The sequence below is a fragment of the Zoogloea sp. genome (genome assembly GCF_030157465.1).
Classification (GTDB): Bacteria; Pseudomonadota; Gammaproteobacteria; order Burkholderiales; family Rhodocyclaceae; genus Zoogloea.
Genome location: NZ_JAOAUU010000155.1, coordinates 17,453 through 34,743, shown reverse-complemented (window position 1 = coordinate 34,743; position 17,291 = coordinate 17,453). Strand labels below are relative to the sequence as shown.

Sequence of the window (17,291 nt, the reverse complement as noted above, 5' to 3'; positions counted from 1 at the left end):
AATAGTCAGGAAATAAAAACCCGTCTGTACGCTGCCTTACATAGGCTCGCACTTGCTTGCATTCAGGCTGGTGCCCTGTGCTCAGGTGACACACCCGGAAAATCAACGACGCCGTTTGGGCGTGGCCTTGGGCAATGCCGGCTCGGTCACGTCAAGCAAGGTCTTCAGGTTGTCAGTGGTGGCCTTGCCTGCCGCCGCCTTGATCTGGCGCTTGGCCTGCGCGGCTGCCTGGACACGCACCAATGCGGCTATCCGGTTTGCCTCGCTGAGCCACATGCTCATCAACGGGTTCTTTTTCAGCCAGGAATTTTGCATATCGGGTTCCAGTCCAGTAGTCACGAAACCGAGATTAGCGATGAAATCTGGCGCGCTCTGTACGCTGGCACTCACAAAAAACGGCGGTGCTTAATTCAAACCCTGGGCGGTGGGACACGTGGGCGCCGGCAGCGGGATGCCGGCGACGCGCTGGAGCGATCTGCACGCACAATGGCCACGCTGAACGGCTGCGCGTTTTATCGAATTTTTGCGGGCCGAATTTTTGCGGCACTTCTGCGGTCAGAATCTGCCTGCCGACTCACCTTATCAGGAGCCATCATGCCAGCCACCCCCTTCGTCAAGACCGTTCTGGGAGACACGCCCTACATCGTTTCCTTCAGCGATGACCTTGGTCATACCTGGACCGCGGATGAACCCACCGAGGTTGGCGGCGGCAACACGGCCACGTCACCAGACCGGCTGATCCTGGCGGGTCTCGGCGCCTGCACGGCGATCACCCTGCGCATGGTGGCGGCGCGCCGGCAGATTCCCCTGACCGGTGTCGAGGTGGAGCTGCAGCTGAATCCGGACGGCAAGCCCGAGGGCGGCAACGACATCGTGCGCAAGATCCTGCTCGTGGGTGAATTGAGCGACGACGAACGGGCACAATTGCTCAAGGCCGCCAACGCCTGCCCCATGCACAAGCTGCTCACCGGCGAGATCCGGGTGCACACCGAACTGTTTGCCTGAGTGCTGTTTTTGAGGAGAAACCGTATGCCAAGCCTTGTCCGAATTCCCACCCGGCCGGCCGATCTGGGCGGCGGCATGTGGGTACGCCGGGCCTTGCCGACCCGCCAGCAACGGATGGTCGGCGCGTGGTGCTTTCTCGATCACGCCGGCCCCGTCGACTTTGCCGCCGGTCAGGGCATGCATGTCGGCGCCCACCCGCATATCGGCTTGCAGACCTTCACCTGGATGATCGAAGGCGAGCTTGTGCACCGCGACAGCCTGGGCAACGAGCAGATCATCCAGCCCGGCCAGATCAATCTGATGACCGCCGGCCACGGCATCGCCCACACCGAGGATTCGCTGCACCCGGGCCAGCGCCTGCACGCCGCACAGCTGTGGATCGCCTTGCCGCCCGACCACCAGGATCGCGCCCCCGGCTTCGCGCATTACCCTGAACTGCCCGCATGGCAGCACAACGACGCCACACTCACCCTGCTGGCCGGCCGTTATGGCGACGCCGTGGCGCCAACCGAGCTGTTCTCGCCGCTGTTCGGGCTGGACATCGCCTCCCGTCGGCAAGCAACACTAGACCTCACGCTGAACCCGGATTTCGAATATGCGCTGCTACCGCTGACCGGTTCGGCACGTGTCGATGGAGAAAGCATCCCGGCCGATGAATTCGCCTACCTCGGTCAGGGCCGCGACCGGCTCTCGCTCGACGTGGCCGCCGAGAGCAAGATTCTGCTGCTCGGGGGCGAAGCCTTTGCCGAACCGGTGCTGATGTGGTGGAACTTCATCGGCTTCGACAAAGCCCGCATCGCCGAGGCGCAACGCCACTGGGAAGCCGGCGACGCACGGTTTGGCCCCGTAGCCGGCCAACTGACCCGCCTCACGGCCCCGCCCCTGCCATGGAGTGGCGTCTGAGTAGCCGCCGGCCGGAACCCCACCCATCGGTTTCGCTGATTTCAGGCAATAAAAAACCCGCCACCTGGGCGGGTTTTTTATTGCCTGATCCGGCCTGGCCGGATGGGCGAAATGTCTGGTACGTCCTGACGGAATCGAACCGCCGACCTCCACGATGTCAACGTGGCGCTCTAACCAGCTGAGCTAAGAACGTATTCATGGGGGTTTGAATTCCCGGCCTTGCTGCCCGCTGCGCTTTGAGAGCAGCAGCGGAAGGGGGCGGATTATAAGACCCCTGCGCCGTTTTGCAATACCCTGCCCCGCCTTTTTGGACGAAGCAGGGTATCGGGGCCGAAAATCAGCTGCGGATCAAGTGATCAAATGCGCTGAGCGAGGCGGTGGCGCCGGCGCCCATGGCAATGATGATCTGCTTGTAGGGCACCGTGGTGCAGTCGCCGGCGGCGAAAACACCCGGCACGGAAGTCTGCCCCCTGGCGTCGATGACGACCTCGCCGCGGTCGGACAATTCAACCGTGCCCTTGAGCCAGTCGCTGTTCGGAAGCAGGCCGATCTGCACGAAAATGCCTTCCAGCTCCACGTGCTTGATCTCGTCGGTCTGGCGGTTCTTGTACGAGATGCCGCTCACCTTCTGGCCGTCGCCGATCACTTCGGTGGTCAGCGCCTCGGTGATCACCGTCACGTTGGGCAGGCTGCGGAGCTTGGTCTGGAGCACGGCGTCGGCGCGCAGCTCCGGGGCAAATTCAAGCAGCGTGACGTGGGCGACGATGCCGGCAAGGTCGATCGCCGCTTCGACGCCGGAGTTGCCGCCGCCGATCACCGCCACGCGCTTGCCCTTGAACAGCGGGCCGTCGCAGTGGGGGCAGAAGCACACGCCCTTGGCCTTGTATTCCTGCTCGCCGGGCACCCCCATTTCGCGCCAGCGGGCGCCGGTGGAAAGAATCACCGACTTGCTCTTGAGCGTGGCGCCGTTTTCGAGCTGGATCTCGATGAGCTCGCCCGGCACCAGCTTGACGGCGCGCTGGAGGTTCATCACATCGACGCTGTATTCCTTGACGTGCTGCTCGAGGGCGGCAACCAGCTTGGGGCCCTCGGTGGACTTCACCGAAATGAAGTTCTCGATGCCCATGGTGTCCATCACCTGGCCGCCAAAACGCTCGGCGACGATGCCGGTGCGGATGCCCTTGCGCGCGGCGTAGATCGCCGCCGAAGCGCCCGCCGGGCCACCGCCCACCACCAGCACGTCGAAAGCCTCCTTCGCCTTGATCTCGTCGGCGGCCCGGGCAACGGCGCCGGTGTCCAGCTTGGCGACGATTTCCTCGATGGTCATGCGGCCCTGGCCGAATTCGGCACCGTTCAGGAACACGGTGGGCACGGCCATGATGCGGCGCTCGTTCACCACGTCCTGGAACATCGCACCGTCGATCATGGTGCTGGTCACGCCCGGGTTGAGCACGGCCATCAGGTTGAGGGCCTGCACCACGTCCGGGCAGTTATGGCAGGACAGCGAGATGAAGGTTTCGAATTCGAACTTGCCGGGCAGCGCCTTGATCTGCTCGATCACGGCGGCATCCACCTTGGGCGGGTGGCCGCCGGTTTGCAGCAGGGCGAGCACCAGCGAGGTGAATTCGTGCCCCATCGGAATGCCAGCGAAGTGGATGCGCGGCACCTGGCCCGGCTCGGCCACGCCAAACGAGGGGCGCAGCGCGTGCTGGCCGTCATCGCGGAGCGTGACCTTGTTCGAGAGTTCGGAGATGTCGTCGAGCAGGCTGCGGAGTTCCTGGGCCTTGGCGCTGTCGTCCAGGGATGCGACCAGTTCGATCGGGCGTTGCAGCTTTTCAAGGTAGGCCTTGAGTTGAGCCTTGATGTTTGCGTCAAGCATGGTGTCGTCCCTTTTATCAATGTTGAGTTGCATCGCCGGAGGCGCTCTCCGGCGCGACGAGGCTGAAGCTCGAATCCGCACCGGTTGGCCGGGGTCTTTCGTGCAAGCCCGGGAGCTTGCCGAGAGGGCATGGGATGAATATTAGAAAATTCTTAAGGATTGATCCAATTGATTAGACCGATAAAGTCTATTCACAAAAGCTATCAACGTCGGCGGCGATTTTTTGGGCTCCGTCACCGTCAGTTGTGCCCCACCAACCGGGCGGCGCTCGTTCTGTCGGGCGGATCAGCGTGTCGAACGGCAGATGAGCGAACCGGCAGAATTGAGGCAGACACGATCCCGGCCGCCCTGCTTGGCCGCGTAAAGGGCCTGGTCGGCCGCGGCCAGCATGCTGTCCGGGTCGGGCATGGTCGATTCGCGGGAGGCGACGCCGATGCTGATGCTGACGTGCAGAAGAGCCCGGCCGGCTTCAATGCTCGCCGCGGCAACCTTGCGCCGCAGTCGCTCGGCGGCTTCGAGGGTGGATCTTAAATCGGTATTCTGGCAAATCACCAGAAACTCCTCGCCCCCCAGGCGAATGACGTGATCGTCGTTGCGGGCCGAGGCGCGCAGCAGGCGGGCCACGTCGGCCAGCACCCGGTCGCCCACGGCATGGCCATGGGTGTCGTTGATGCTCTTGAAGCGGTCGATATCCACCATCATCACCGACATGCCCTGCCGCGAACGGGTCGCGGCGCTCCAGGCCTGGCTGAGGGTGGCCATGCCGGCGCGGCGGTTGGGCAAACCGGTCAGCAGGTCGGTGAGGGCCAGATGTTCGAGCTTGCGGTTGCTGATGGCCAGCTCGGACGCAAACTGCTTGAGCTGCGCCCGGTCACGCTCCCAGGCTTCCAGCAGCTGCACGTAATGCAGGGCGGCGCGCATGCGGGCGCTGAGGGCGCGCAGGTTAACCGGCTTGGTCACGTAGTCGTCCACACCGGCCTCGAAGGCCTCGACGATCTCCTCTTCGGTGTCGACCCCGGTCAGCATCAGCACATACATCGACTGCCCCCAGTCGGTGGCGCGCAGCGCGCGGCTCAGCGCAATGCCATCCATCACCGGCATCACCCGGTCGGTCACGATGATGTGGGGCTGCAGCTTGAGCGCCAGCGCAAGCGCCTCCTCGCCGTTGCTGGCCGAATGCACTTCGGGGCCGGTCAGGCTGATCAGCTGCGCCTCCAGCAGCATGCGGGAGGTGGGCTCGTCCTCGACCAGCAACACCCGTATGGCCGAGGTTTTCGGCGCATCGGACTTGGGTGCCGGCGCCGCCGCCATGCTGGCAAACGAGGGCAGGCGGCGGGCGGGCACATGCAGCAATTCACCCCAGGCGCCCCAGCGGGCCAGGATGCGATCGAGCACGTCGCCCAGTTCGTTTCCATCCAGGCCGAGCTTGCCGCCCAGCAGCATCAGCTCGGAAATGATGCCGCTCCGCGCGTGATCCGGCGCCAGGCCCATGTCGGCCACGCGCCGGGCATGGTGCAGCAGCTGGACGAGCTGGTAGGGGCGCGAGCCTTCGGCAAAGCCCGATCGGTCGGGCGTTTCGTGGTGATAGACGGGCTCCGCGAGCGCTCCGGGGATGCCGCAGTCGGCCAGGATGGCGGCCGTGAAGTCGTTGTGGTCGGCCTGCAGATGGGCCCGCTCGAGCTCGGCCAGCCGGCTTTGGTCCGGACATTTTTCGAGCAGCGCAGAATATTCAGCGGGATGAACCGTGGCCAGGGCCAGGTAGCCGATCCGTGCCAGCAGGCCGCAGGCAAACAGCTCGTCAGGCGAACCCAGCCGCCCGAAGGCACCCAGGGCCTGCATCGCGACCGCCATCAGCAGCGAGTGGGACCAGAACCGGTCATAGTCGAAGGCCTTGCAGGGCCCGGTGTGGTACTGGTCCATCAGCGAGAAGCACACCGCCACCTGACGCACCGTCACCATGCCCAGGCGCTGGATGGCGTCGGGCACGGAGGCCACCGGCCGGCCGCCGGCGGTGGCCGCGGCATTGGCCAGGTGGATGAGCCGGCTGCTCAGCGCGGGATCGACCTGCACGATGCGGGCGATGGCCTCGATGGTGGCGTCGTCACGCCGGCAGATATCCATGATCGCCAGCGCCACGCCTTTCGGGCTCGGCAACTGGCCGCTCAGGCGCAGCTGCTCGACGGTTTTCGACGTCTCGGGGCGGGACGGGGTGCTCATCGTAGGGAGGAATCCGGGGTGGGGGCGGCGGGAAGCGCCTTGAGTGTCTTGCCGTTCATGGGGCCTCCGCCAGCAGGGTGTCGATTTCGGTCACCGCCCGTTGATGCTCCTGACGGACTGCATCGAACAGCGCTTGGGCCTCGTCGAGCCGGGCTTCCTTGCCCAGGGCTTCAAGTTGCCTGCAGAGTTCTGCGAGGGTCAAGGCGCCCACGTTGGCGCTGCTCGACTTGAGCGGATGGGCGGCGTGCTGCAGGGCGGCCGCATCGCCGGCGGCAAGTGCGGCTTCGGCGCGCCCGAGCAGCGCGCGGGAGCTGTCCAGATAAACCCGCATGAGGCGAGTCACCAGGCCCGATGCGCTGGAAGGATCCAGCTCCCGGTATTGCGTCAGCACCTGCCTGTCGATGGCGGCAGCAGACCGCTCGAGCACGGGTTCGACGGGCGCCACGGGCTCGGCAGTCCGCGGAGCCCCGACCGGCAGCCAGCGACGCAGCAGTTGTTCGAGTTGCTGCCGGGTGTAGGGCTTGGCCAGGTAGTCGTCCATTCCGGCGGCCAGGCACTGGTTGTGATCCCCTTCCAGCGCGTTGGCCGTAAGGGCCACCACGGGCAGGTGCCCGCCGTGCCCGGCCTCGCGCTGACGCAGCAGCGCGGTGGCCTGGTAGCCATCCATCACCGGCATCTGGCAGTCCATCAGAACCAGGTCGAAGGGCTGTTCAGCGATGAGGTCCAGCGCCGCCTGGCCGTCGCCGGCAAGCACCACGGTCAGTCCCAGTTTGGAGAGCATCGCGCGGGCCAGCTCCTGGTTGACGAGGTTGTCTTCGGCCAGCAGCACCCGGCCGCTCAGCGCGGTGGCAGATGCCGCCGCGGGCGCCACGACCGGCACTGGCGCGCGCGGGGCCGCCAGCGCCCGCACAATCACTTCGTACAGTTCGGACTGGCGAACCGGCTTGTTCACGCAGCACAGAATGCCGGCCTGCTCCCGCTCCCCGGCGCTGCCGGGCACCCAGGCGGAGGTCAGCATGAGCAGCCGGGTCGGGATGAGGACGGGGTCGGCCTGGATGGCGCGGGCCAGTTGCAGGCCATCCATGCGCGGCATGTGCATGTCGAGAATGGCCAGATCGAAGGGTTCGCCGCGCGCCGCGGCTTCATGCAGCATTTCAAGGGCCTGGTCACCGCTTTCGGCGCAGCTTGGGCTCATCCGCCAGGCGCCCAGTTGCAATCGCAGAATGTCCAGGTTCGTCCGGTTGTCGTCCACCACCAGTACCCGCAAGGTCTCCATCTGCGGCACGGCCGGCAGGGCCTGCACGGTTTCGGTGGCCCGTGGCAGCATCAGTTCGACCCAGAAACGCGAGCCTTTGCCCAGTTCGCTATCCACCCCGATGTGGCCGCCCATCAAGGCCACCAGGCGCTTGCAGATCGCAAGCCCCAGGCCGGTGCCGCCGAATTCGCGGGTGGTGGAGCCGTCCGCCTGGGAGAAGTGCTCGAAGACCTTGCCCCGCTGCTCCGGCGCAATGCCCACGCCCGAATCCTCGACACTCAGCACAACCCGGCACAAGGCTCCTTCCGGTTCCATCCGGACGCGCACCACCACCTCACCGCGACGGGTGAATTTGATGGCGTTGTTGAGCAGGTTGGCCAGCACCTGGCGCAGCCGGTAAGGGTCGCCGCGCACCCCCAGCGTGATGTCGGGCGGCGAGAGCTGGCTGGCCAGTTCCAGGCCCTTTTCGGCCGCCGTATGGGCAAACATGGCCACCGTGTCCTCGACCAGTTCGCCAAGGCTGAAGTCGATCGATTCGAGTTCCATGTGGCCCGATTCGATCTTCGAAAAATCCAGGATGTCGTTGATGATCGCGAGCAGATGCCGGCCCGAGTGCAGCACCCGTTCGGCGTAGTGCTGCTGGGTGTCGTCCAGGCGCGTATCGAGGAGCAGCTCGGTCATGCCCAGCACACCGTTCATCGGCGTGCGTATCTCGTGGCTCATCGTGGCCAGGAATTCACTTTTCGCCTGGCTGGCCGCTTCGGCGCGCTCCTTGGCGCAACGCAGCTCGGCGGTGCGGGCGCGCACCGTGTCCTCCAGGTAAGTCTGGTGCTCGCGCAGCCTTGCCTCGGCGCGGCCCAGCGCATCCAGCGGCAGGCGCCGCCCGGGGCCCCAGATGGCCCACGCCGCGCAACTGCTGAAAAATGCAATGAGCCCGCCGATGACGATCGCGTTCAGGCGGGAGACACCGATCACGATCGAGCCGGTCGGCACGCCGAAGGAATACACCGGCCGGCTGCGCAACAGGAAATACCAGGCAGGTTCCGGACCGGTCTGGAAAACAATGTCGTCCTTCTGGCCGTTCAGCCGGAAGAAATGGCCCGACAGCACCTGGGGCTCGAGCAGCGCCTGAAGCCGGCTTGAATTGTCTTCCCAGAAATCCGGCTGCTCCTGAATGAACTGCTCGACCAGCCTGACCTGGAACTGGAGATCGGCGTCGAGGGCCCGGGCCGATTCGGAATAATCGTGCCAGGCATAAAACCCGGTGGGCACCACGACCAGCAGCAGCGCAAGCGCCGCCGCCAGCCGCGTAATCACGCCGGAGAGCCGCGGATGGACGAACTCGGTCATGGGTCAGTACGGCAGATAGTCGTAACGCAGCAGCAGGGCGCGGGCCTTGTCACTGCGCAAAAAGCCGACGAAGCGCTCGGCCAGCGGAGTCGGCTGGCGCGGCAGGACGACAAGCATGTCCTTGCTCCAGGCGTAGCTGCCGCTCCTGAGCGTTGCGAGGCTCGGCGTCACGCCATTGAGGGGAAACACGGTCAGGCGCGAGCCGGTGACGCTCAGCAGCCCCAGCGTGGTGGGGCCAAGAGAGCCCGGCGCACGCGTCAGCAACTTGAGGGTTTCCAGATCGTCCTGCCCCATCGCCATGCCCGGGCGCCGCGCCGCATCACCGACCGCCTGCGCCATCGCCGGCGACATGGAGCGAAGAAGCTCCGTATCGCTTTCGAAGCTGGCGCGCAGCACGAGACGGATCGGGGTGCCGTTCTCCCAGCCAGACTGCGTGCCGGAATAAATGCCCGCCAGTTCATCGAGGCTGAAGCCGTTTTTCTTCTGGCCACCCGACGACGCCAGCACAAAGGGCGTGCTGGCCAGCCTGAAATGCCGCCCGACCTGCGCCAGCTCCTCGGGTTTGAGCGGCCGCCCGGCGAAGGCGACGTCAATGCGCCCACCTGCCAGGGCCTTCAACGCACCTCCGGAGCCCAGCGGCGGGCTGGGCTGGACGAGTTCCACACCGGGCACCTGCTTGCGAAACTCTTCGAACAGCCGCTCAACGAGGGAGGCCGATGAACCGGTGCCGCCAAGCCTGAGGGTTTCGGCGGACGCGGGCTGCGCCAGCAGCGCGGCAATGCAGCCCAGAAGAATCGGGAAGGGATGTGACAGGTACATCGGCAGTGCTACCCAGGAAATGATCGGCGGAGCTTCGGGGCGGTGCGCATGCAGGACTGCGGCATCTTTTCACCACGCGCGCATCAGGACGCCCGGCTATTAATAGCGGCGCCATGCCGTCCGACTTGAGCCGCAAGGCACCGCCACAGAGTTCATGCGCATGCCCGGGAAAGCCCCTTGTGTCATGCACGGCAAGCGGTTTTCGCTTAGGGTTTTGCGCAAATTACCGGCCGCCGTGTTTTCTGGGATCATGCCGGATTCCCCCCATCCGGAGCCCCCATGTCCGCCCTCTTCTCCCCGTACGCCATCGGCAATCTCACCCTGCCCAACCGTATCGTCATTGCCCCCATGTGCCAGTACTCGGCAGAGGACGGCAACGCCACCGACTGGCACATGATTCACCTGGGCCAGCTGGCCGAATCCGGCGCTGGCATGCTGGTCATCGAAGCCACGGCCGTCGAAGCGATCGGGCGCATTTCGCCGGCTGACCTCGGCCTGTGGTCGGACGCCAACGAAGCGGCCCTCGGCCGGGTGCTCGAAGGCGTGCGCAAATATTCGGCCATGCCGATCGCCATTCAGCTCGCCCACGCCGGGCGCAAGGCCTCCAGCGCCGTGCCCTGGGCGGGCGGGCAGCTGCTCCCGCCGGCCGCAGGCGGATGGCCCACCGTGGCGCCCTCCGCGCTCAAGTACCTGCCCGACGAAGCCGCCCCGCTGGCCCTCGACGCCGCCGGCCTCGTGCGTATCCGCGAGGCCTTCGCCGACGCCGCCCGCCGCGCCGCCCGCATCGGGCTGGACTGCATCGAGCTGCACGGCGCCCACGGCTACCTGCTGCACCAGTTCCTGTCGCCGCTCACCAACCTGCGTGACGACGCCTACGGCGGCAATCTCGAGAACCGCATGCGTTTTCCGCTCGAAGTGTTCGACGCCGTGCGCGCCGCCTTTCCGGCCGGCAAACCGGTGGGCATCCGCATTTCGGCCACCGACTGGGTGGAGGGCGGCTGGGATCTGGAACAAAGCGTGGCCCTGGCCCAGGCCCTGAAAGTGCGCGGCTGCGACTTCATCCATGTGTCCACCGGCGGCCTGTCGCCCCTGCAGAAGATTGCGCTGGCGCCGGGCTACCAGCTGCCCTTCGCCGAACGCATCCGTGCCGAAACCGGCCTGCCGACCATCGCCGTGGGCCTCATCACCGAAGCCGAACATGCCGAGGAAATCGTCGCCAAGGGCCAGGCCGATCTGGTCGGCATCGCCCGCGCCATGCTCTACAACCCCCGCTGGCCGTGGCACGCCGCCGCAAAACTGGGTGCTCAGGTGGAGGCGCCCTGCCAGTACTGGCGCAGCCAGCCCCGCGGGCTCCCCGACCTGTTCAAGGGCGCGCACATCGGGATGCGCTGAAACCCGCGTGCCGGGCGGGGGCGAACGCGTTTGCCCCCGCAGGATTGCCCGTTGCCGGCGCAGTCGCGCAGGCTTTTGAACAAGCCTTGCCCCACGTGTGGAGCGCTGCGCGCAAGCCCGTGCCTGCCCCGCCCGTGCCATATTTTTGCCGCGACGGTTTGCCGCCGCCCATCGGCCTATAGTGAAGTGCACCCGGCGTTCGCCAGGAGCCCACCAGGAGCACGATCATGACCAAGACACAACAGAGCAACAAGGAAACCAAAAAACAGCCCGCCTTGAACCCCAAGGAAAAAAAGGCCGCCAAACAAGCCAAGAAGCACGCCAAGGACATCGTCCCGCTGATTACCCGCTAGCACCTTCCTGGCGGGAGGGCGGCAGCCACTCGAGCAGCTTCGCGTAAAGCATCTCGAGCAGCACCGGCTTGGGAATGAAATCGTTCATGCCGGCTTCCAGGCATTTCTCCCTGTCCTCCCGGAAAGCGTTGCCGGTCATTGCCAGGATCGGCGTGCGCGCGTGGCCGGGCAGGCGACGAATCCGGCGGGTGGCCTCCAGCCCGTCCATTTTGGGCATCCGCATGTCCATCAGGATCAGGTCGTAGGCCGTCGCGCCGGCCATCTCGAGCGCCTCCACACCGCTGCACGCCATGTCCATGGCCAGGCCGGCCAGCTCGAAGATTTCCATGGCCAGCTGACGGTTGCCCTCGTCGTCGTCGGCCAGCAGCACGCGCCGGCCTGCGTAGTTGCGGCGCAGGGCCTCCTCGGCCGCATCCAGCGATACATCCAGAGGCAGCGCGTCAGGCATCACGCGCTCTTTGCCAAGCCAGGCCGTGAACCAGAAAGTGCTGCCGACGCCCGGTTCGCTGTGCCCGCCCACGTCGCCCCCCATCAGTTGCGCCAGGTGCCGGGTGATGACCAGCCCGAGCCCGCTGCCGCCATATTCGCGGACGGTGGAGGCCTCGGCCTGCTCGAAAGCCGAGAACAGGCGCGCGAACTGTTCGGGGGCAATCCCGACCCCGGTATCCTCGACTTCGAAGCGCAACAGGATGCGGCTGCCGGTTTCAGCCTGGCGGCGCACCCGGATCGTGACACTGCCGCGCGGGGTGAACTTGACCGCATTGTTGACATAGTTGAGCAGGGCCTGGGTCAGCCGGACACAGTCGCCCAGCAGGCGCCGGGGCAACGGATCGCAGTCCACCGTCAGGCTTAGCCCCTTGCTGCCCGCATCCCGTGAGAGCAGGCCGACCACCTGTTCGAGAATCTCGCCGACCTCAAGCTCGCTGGTGTCCAGCGTCATCTTGCCGGCTTCGATCTTCGAAAGATCGAGAATGTCGTTGATCACCCCCAGAAGATGCTCGGCGGCCATGTCGATCCGGGCCAGTTGCCCGGCCTGGCCGGGGCTCACGTCGCCGCGCAGCATCACCTGGGCAATGCCCAGAATGGAGTTGATCGGGGTGCGGATTTCATGGCTCATGTTGGCCAGGAACTCGCTCTTGACCTTGCTGGCCTGCTCGGCCCGGGCCAGCACCTCGCGGGTCGACGCCAGCAGCGACATGCGCTCGATGCCCAGCCGCATCGAGGTGGTCAGGGCGTCGTTGAGATACCTGGCGCTGTCCAGCAGCGCCACCACATACACCAACACGCCAAAGGCGATCAGGTAATCGAGCGGCGTTCCCGCCGCGATGGACACCAGCGCCAGCGGGGCCGCAATCAGGCCGAGGAACACCTGACTGTAGGGCCACTCACCGGCCTGCTTGGGCACCGCACCGGCCCCAAGGCCGGCAATCAGCGCCGCAAGAAAAAGGCGGAACTCCAGGCTTTCCCCGGGGGCATAGAGGAATGTCGCCACCGACCACCCCCCGCCCAGCACGATCGTTGCCCACAGGTTGATGCGACCGGCCCGGGCGAGAGCCACCTCGCCCTGCTGCCTGGCCGGATGCTTCAGGAAGTGGCGGGCGTTGAAATAAAAAGGCAGGCTCAGGGCCCCCACGGCGCCCAGCCAGACCAACGGATGCACAGCAAAGGCAAGCTCCTGCTGCATCAAGGCCAGCGCAAGCATGCCGGAGGTCACAAAATTGAGCGGGAATGAGGACAGGGAGTTGCGGTACAGCAGCATGAGCATCTGCCGCTTCGTCTCCCTCTCGACTGACATCAGGTCTTCGCTGGGCATGGTATGGCGTAACAGGGCAATCGTCGCTTGCGGCCTGACGAACCAAAGGCGCTTGGCGTCAGGGACCGCCGGATTATCCACGATCCACGGCCTCCGGTCCTGTCGCGGCCAGACGGAACAGGGCTGTAAGTCACAGCCAAACCCCTGAAAAACCGTCAAAAAAAGCCTATCATTCGCCCCCTCATGCGCATCGAAAACCTCCGCCAGCGCCTGGCCGACCTGGGCGCCAAACCCGTGCACGTCCAGCGCATCCTGCGTGCCTGGACCCACGCCCTGCCCCTTGACGCCGGCCCGACGCGGCGCGGGCCCATGCTGCCCCAGCCGGTGCTCGACGCCCTGCCGGCCATCTCGGCCGAGCTGGCCGGGCTGGCGCGCCTGCGCTCCGAACACCCGGCCGACGACGGTTCGGCGCGCCTGCTGGTCGAGCTTCCCGATGGCCAGACCATCGAAAGCGTGCTCCTGCCTCGCGACGGCCTGTGCGTGTCGAGCCAGGTGGGCTGCGCGGTGGGGTGCGTATTCTGCATGACCGGGCGCGACGGCCTGCTGCGCCAGGTGGGCAGCGCCGAGATCGTCGCCCAGGTGGTGCTGGCGCGGCAGCAACGGCCGGTTAAAAAGGTGGTTTTCATGGGCATGGGCGAACCCGCCCACAACATGGAAAACGTGATCGAAGCGATCCAGCTGCTCGGCAGCGAGGGCGGCATCGGCCACAAGAACCTGGTGTTCTCCACAGTGGGCGACCGCCGCGTCTTCGAGCGCCTGCCCGAACTGGTGGTGAAGCCGGCGCTGGCCTTGTCGCTGCACACCAGCCGCGCCGATCTGCGCGCCGAGCTGCTGCCCAAGGCGCCGCGTATCGATCCGGACGAACTCGTCGAACTCGGCGAAGCCTACGCCCGGCGCACCGGCTACCCGATCCAGTACCAATGGACGCTGATCGAAGGCGTCAATGACAGTCCGGAAGAGCTCGACGGCATCGTCCGCCTGCTGTCCGGCAAGTACGCGCTCATGAACATGATCCCGTACAACACCATCCCCGACCTGCCCTTCCGCCGCCCGGCGTGGGACAAGGCCGCCGACATCGCCCGCCAGCTGCACCGCCGCGGCATCCTTACCAAGCTGCGCAATTCGGCCGGGCAGGATGTGGACGGCGGCTGCGGCCAGTTGCGGGCGCGCACCCTCGCCGCGGAAACGCCGGTTCGCTTCGTGCGCTGAGGCGCCACCGCGGGTTCAGCCCTCCAGCAGCATCTTCTTCAGGCTCTCCGGCACGTTGGTCAGCACCAGGGTGTTGTTGGCTTCGTCGTATTGCACGGCGCCCGAACGCAGGCCGCTGCGTTCGAACTCCAGCTTCCAGTCCTCGGCGCTGGCCTTGAAGCGGATCAGCGGGCGCAGCGCGCGCTTGTCGGGCACGAAGCCGCTGGCCAGATCGAGGGCTTCGTCCTGGAGGGTGGCCTGGAGCTTTTGCGGCGCATCCGGAAACATCTCGCTGGCGACGGCGGCCAGATCCAGCGCGGCGCCGCTTTCGTGCATCTGCTCGAGCACCAGGTGGGCGCGCTCCATCAGTTCGTCGCGGGCCGGCGCTTCAAGCTGCTGGGTTTCGGCGAAGTGGGTGAGCGTTTCGACGAGCTTCTTGGTTTCCTTGAGCGCAATGACCACGTCGGTGCAGCCCAGAAAGCGCTTGAACCAGCCGGCCAGATCGCCGCGGCCTTTCAGGAAGGCGATGTAGCGCTCGGCGCCGGCCTGCCAGGCCGTGATGTCGATGCGCCCGGCCACCTGCAGGCCGGCAAAATCCAGGTGCGGGCTGTCGTGGATCGACAAGCCTTCGCCGATCACCGTGCCGAGGGTTTCCTGCAGCAGCGCCACGTACAGGCAATCTGCGCCAAACACGGTGGCGCGGGCGATCAGCACGTAGCCACCGTCGTCCACCTTGTCCTCGTCCACCCGCTGCTGCAGATGGGCCAGCATTTCGGCCGAGAAGGCCGTGAAGTCGATGCTCTCTTCGATCACATGCCGGCGCACCATGGCCGGCATCGGAAAGCTGCGCTCGTCCCGCTCGAAATGCCCGAAACCCTTGCCCGGCCGTTCGGCGAAATACCGGCACAGGCGCTCCATCAGGCGCGCGGAGGCGTCGTCGAGGGGGTTCGGCGCGGCACGCAGCTCAAGCTGCGACGGCCCCTCGGCAGCACGGATCAGGCGGTGAACGACGAGGGCGGTGAGGGTGTGCGTCGACTCGGTCATGGGGGCGTCCGGCAAATGAGGGGGCAGGATTGTCGCACGGGGCAGCGCCTCGGGCGCCGCTTAAAAGCGCATCTTCTTGCGGTTGCCCGCCAGCTGGGCCAGCTGCTCGCGGCGCACCTGGCCGGGCGAGCGGGGCTTGGCCGGCACGGTGGCCTGGGCGGCGAGTTCGGGCGGAATGTTGGCGCCCACGCCCCGCGGGCAGAAGCCGGTGGTGGCGCAGGTGCAATTGACGCAGGGCTTTTTGCTTGGGCGGGAGGTTCTGGATGTCATCGGGAGTCGGATAGCGGACAGGTTCAGGCGAGCAATACGAGCATCCAGACTACCACTGCATTCACCAGCGCCACGAAAACCGCGGCGCTGCCGATGTCCTTGGCGCGCTTGGCAAGGTGGTGGTGCTCGAGGGAAATGCGGTCGACGGCGGCCTCGACGGCGGAATTGATCAGTTCGACCAGGATCACCAGCAACACGCTGAAGATCATCAGCGCCTTGCCCACGCCGCTCACCGGCAGCCACAGGGCCAGCGGAATCAGCAGCGCGGCCAGCAGCACCTCCTGGCGGAAGGCGTCTTCGTTGCGGTAGGCGGCGGCAAGGCCGGCCATGGAGTAGTGAAAGGCGTTCCAGACGCGGACCAGGCCGGTCTTGCCTTTGAAGGGGCTCTCGTTCATGGCGGGATAAAAATCACCGAGCCTGAACGGCTCACATGACAGGCATGCAGTCGAGGCCGGCGAGGAATTCGCGCACCGCCGCGGCAAAGGCTGCGGGCTCCTCGAAGGGCAGCAGGTGGCCGGCGTCGATTTCGAGGTAGGTGGCGGCGGGCAGGCTTTCGGCCATGCGGCGCAGCACCGCGGGCGCCGCCACGGCGTCGTGACGGCCCGCCAGCACCAGCGCCGGCAGCGCCAGGCCGGGCAGCGCGGCGCGCTGGTCGAAGCCGAGCAGCGCGTGCATGGCCGCACGGTAGCTGGCCGGCGCAATCCGGCCCATCAGGTCCACGGCATCGCGCACCACCACCGGGTCGGCACCGGGGCCGACCATGGTCGGGATCAGCTCCACGGCCAGCTCGCGCATCGTGGCCCCTTCGTCGAGGGGGCCGAGACGGCGGGCCAGGAAGGCCTGTTGCAGCGGCCCGGCCGGCGCGCCGAAGGCCGGCGTGCAGCAGGCCAGCACAAGGCCGGAGATGCGTTCGGGAAAGCGCACCGCCGCCTGCAGCGCAATCATGCCGCCCATGCTGTGCCCGACCAGAACCGCCTGTTCAAGCCCGGCGGCATCGAAGAGATCGACCAGCGCGCCGGCAAAACTGTCGAAACTTACCGGTTCGACCTGCCGGCTGTTGCCGTAGCCCGGCATGTCCCAGGCCAGCCCGCGCCAGCCTGGCGGGGTGAGCAGCGGCAGGATGTCGAGCGCGCCGGCGGCGCCGCCGCTGATCCCGTGCAGGAACACCAGCGCACGTTCGCCGCGGCCGGTTTCGATCCAGTGGGGAGCGTTCATTTGGGCAGCGCCGGTGAAAGTCAGGCTAGGCGCTGGTAGGCGCCGCCCTGGAACAGCAAGGGCTTTTTGGTGACGTCGCGCTCGAAGCGGACCACTTCGCCGATGAAGATCACGTGGTCGCCGCCGGGGTGGCGGGCGTACTGGCGGCACTGGAACGAGGCACAGCAGCCGGGCAGCACAGGCACGCCATCCAGCCCTTCGGTGAAGGCCAGGCCGGCGAACTTGTCGTCGCTACGGCTGGCGAAGCGCTGGGAGATGTCCTGCTGGTCGTCGGCGAGGATGTTGATCGCGTACACTTCGGCGTTTTCGAAGATCGGCACGCTCGGCAGGTGGCCGGACAGGCTCCACACCACAAGGGGCGGCGTCAGCGACACCGAATTGAAGGAGCTGACCGTGAGGCCGATGGGCTCGCCGCTCGGCGCGCGGGCGGTGATCACCGTCACACCGGTGGGAAACATGCCCAGCGTGTCGCGAAAGGCGCGGACCGCCGGGTCGTTTTTGGGAACAGTCATGATGAAATCGGAATGGCCGACCGCATTGGCGGATCGGAAACCTGTTGGGGGGCCGGGAATTATCGCGCCGCAACAG

16 protein-coding genes and 1 tRNA gene are annotated in these 17,291 nt (G+C 66.3%); 5 read left to right on the top strand and 12 right to left on the bottom strand.

Annotation, left to right across the window (positions count from 1 at the left end):
* Positions 1 to 102: 102 nt before the first annotated feature.
* Positions 103 to 315 carry a hypothetical protein gene (locus Q1W26_RS19105; protein WP_300443359.1) on the bottom strand — a complete coding sequence of 71 codons (213 nt, stop codon included), beginning with the start codon at positions 313 to 315 and terminating at the stop codon, positions 103 to 105.
* A 279-nt stretch (positions 316 to 594) separates the two neighbouring features.
* Between Q1W26_RS19105 and Q1W26_RS19100 the strand changes: the two genes are divergently transcribed.
* Positions 595 to 1,005: an OsmC family protein gene (locus tag Q1W26_RS19100; RefSeq protein WP_300443357.1), complete on the top strand. Its 411-nt coding sequence runs from the start codon at positions 595 to 597 to the stop codon at positions 1,003 to 1,005.
* 24 nt (positions 1,006 to 1,029) lie between these two features.
* Positions 1,030 to 1,908: a pirin family protein gene (locus tag Q1W26_RS19095; protein ID WP_300443354.1), complete on the top strand. Its 879-nt coding sequence runs from the start codon at positions 1,030 to 1,032 to the stop codon at positions 1,906 to 1,908.
* A gap of 116 nt (positions 1,909 to 2,024) precedes the next feature.
* Here Q1W26_RS19095 and Q1W26_RS19090 read toward each other — a convergent pair.
* The 5 genes from Q1W26_RS19090 to Q1W26_RS19070 all read right to left on the bottom strand — a co-directional run bounded on the left by Q1W26_RS19090 (position 2,025) and on the right by Q1W26_RS19070 (position 9,428).
* Positions 2,025 to 2,101: transfer RNA gene (locus Q1W26_RS19090), tRNA-Val, on the bottom strand.
* Between the two features lie 144 nt (positions 2,102 to 2,245).
* Positions 2,246 to 3,787 carry an alkyl hydroperoxide reductase subunit F gene (ahpF, locus tag Q1W26_RS19085; RefSeq protein WP_300443351.1) on the bottom strand — a complete coding sequence of 514 codons (1,542 nt, stop codon included), beginning with the start codon at positions 3,785 to 3,787 and terminating at the stop codon, positions 2,246 to 2,248.
* Between the two features lie 285 nt (positions 3,788 to 4,072).
* Positions 4,073 to 6,004 carry a diguanylate cyclase gene (locus Q1W26_RS19080; RefSeq protein WP_300443349.1) on the bottom strand — a complete coding sequence of 644 codons (1,932 nt, stop codon included), beginning with the start codon at positions 6,002 to 6,004 and terminating at the stop codon, positions 4,073 to 4,075.
* Positions 6,005 to 6,059: 55 nt separating this feature from the next.
* Positions 6,060 to 8,609, bottom strand: a complete 2,550-nt coding sequence (locus Q1W26_RS19075) for a response regulator (protein ID WP_300443347.1) — start codon at positions 8,607 to 8,609, stop codon at positions 6,060 to 6,062.
* A gap of 3 nt (positions 8,610 to 8,612) precedes the next feature.
* The gene (locus Q1W26_RS19070) at positions 8,613 to 9,428 is read right to left on the bottom strand and encodes a substrate-binding domain-containing protein (protein ID WP_300443344.1); all 816 of its coding nucleotides are present in this window, start codon (positions 9,426 to 9,428) and stop codon (positions 8,613 to 8,615) included.
* Positions 9,429 to 9,707: 279 nt separating this feature from the next.
* Between Q1W26_RS19070 and Q1W26_RS19065 the strand changes: the two genes are divergently transcribed.
* On the top strand, positions 9,708 to 10,820 hold the full coding sequence (locus Q1W26_RS19065) for an NADH:flavin oxidoreductase/NADH oxidase (protein WP_300443342.1): 1,113 nt from the start codon (positions 9,708 to 9,710) through the stop codon (positions 10,818 to 10,820).
* Between the two features lie 227 nt (positions 10,821 to 11,047).
* Positions 11,048 to 11,173 carry a hypothetical protein gene (locus Q1W26_RS19060; protein WP_300443340.1) on the top strand — a complete coding sequence of 42 codons (126 nt, stop codon included), beginning with the start codon at positions 11,048 to 11,050 and terminating at the stop codon, positions 11,171 to 11,173.
* Here the strand turns inward: Q1W26_RS19060 and Q1W26_RS19055 are convergent.
* Entirely contained in the window at positions 11,163 to 12,986 is a 1,824-nt protein-coding gene (locus tag Q1W26_RS19055) for a response regulator (protein ID WP_300443337.1), read from the bottom strand. The genes Q1W26_RS19060 and Q1W26_RS19055 overlap by 11 nt on opposite strands.
* A gap of 183 nt (positions 12,987 to 13,169) precedes the next feature.
* On the opposite strand from Q1W26_RS19055, the gene Q1W26_RS19050 reads away from it, so the two are divergent.
* Positions 13,170 to 14,195, top strand: a complete 1,026-nt coding sequence (locus Q1W26_RS19050; protein WP_300443334.1) for an RNA methyltransferase — start codon at positions 13,170 to 13,172, stop codon at positions 14,193 to 14,195.
* 15 nt (positions 14,196 to 14,210) lie between these two features.
* Here Q1W26_RS19050 and Q1W26_RS19045 read toward each other — a convergent pair whose 3' ends face one another.
* The 5 genes from Q1W26_RS19045 to Q1W26_RS19025 are packed head-to-tail and all read right to left on the bottom strand — an operon-like array spanning position 14,211 to position 17,215.
* Positions 14,211 to 15,218, bottom strand: a complete 1,008-nt coding sequence (locus Q1W26_RS19045) for a nucleoid-associated protein (protein ID WP_300443331.1) — start codon at positions 15,216 to 15,218, stop codon at positions 14,211 to 14,213.
* Positions 15,219 to 15,278: 60 nt separating this feature from the next.
* Entirely contained in the window at positions 15,279 to 15,488 is a 210-nt protein-coding gene (locus tag Q1W26_RS19040) for a hypothetical protein (protein WP_300443329.1), read from the bottom strand.
* A gap of 23 nt (positions 15,489 to 15,511) precedes the next feature.
* On the bottom strand, positions 15,512 to 15,883 hold the full coding sequence (locus Q1W26_RS19035) for a diacylglycerol kinase (protein WP_300443326.1): 372 nt from the start codon (positions 15,881 to 15,883) through the stop codon (positions 15,512 to 15,514).
* Positions 15,884 to 15,914: 31 nt separating this feature from the next.
* Positions 15,915 to 16,703 carry an alpha/beta hydrolase gene (locus tag Q1W26_RS19030; RefSeq protein ID WP_300443324.1) on the bottom strand — a complete coding sequence of 263 codons (789 nt, stop codon included), beginning with the start codon at positions 16,701 to 16,703 and terminating at the stop codon, positions 15,915 to 15,917.
* A 20-nt stretch (positions 16,704 to 16,723) separates the two neighbouring features.
* A complete protein-coding gene (locus tag Q1W26_RS19025) occupies positions 16,724 to 17,215 on the bottom strand; it encodes a flavin reductase family protein (protein WP_300443322.1) in 492 nt (163 codons plus the stop codon).
* Positions 17,216 to 17,291: the final 76 nt, after the last annotated feature.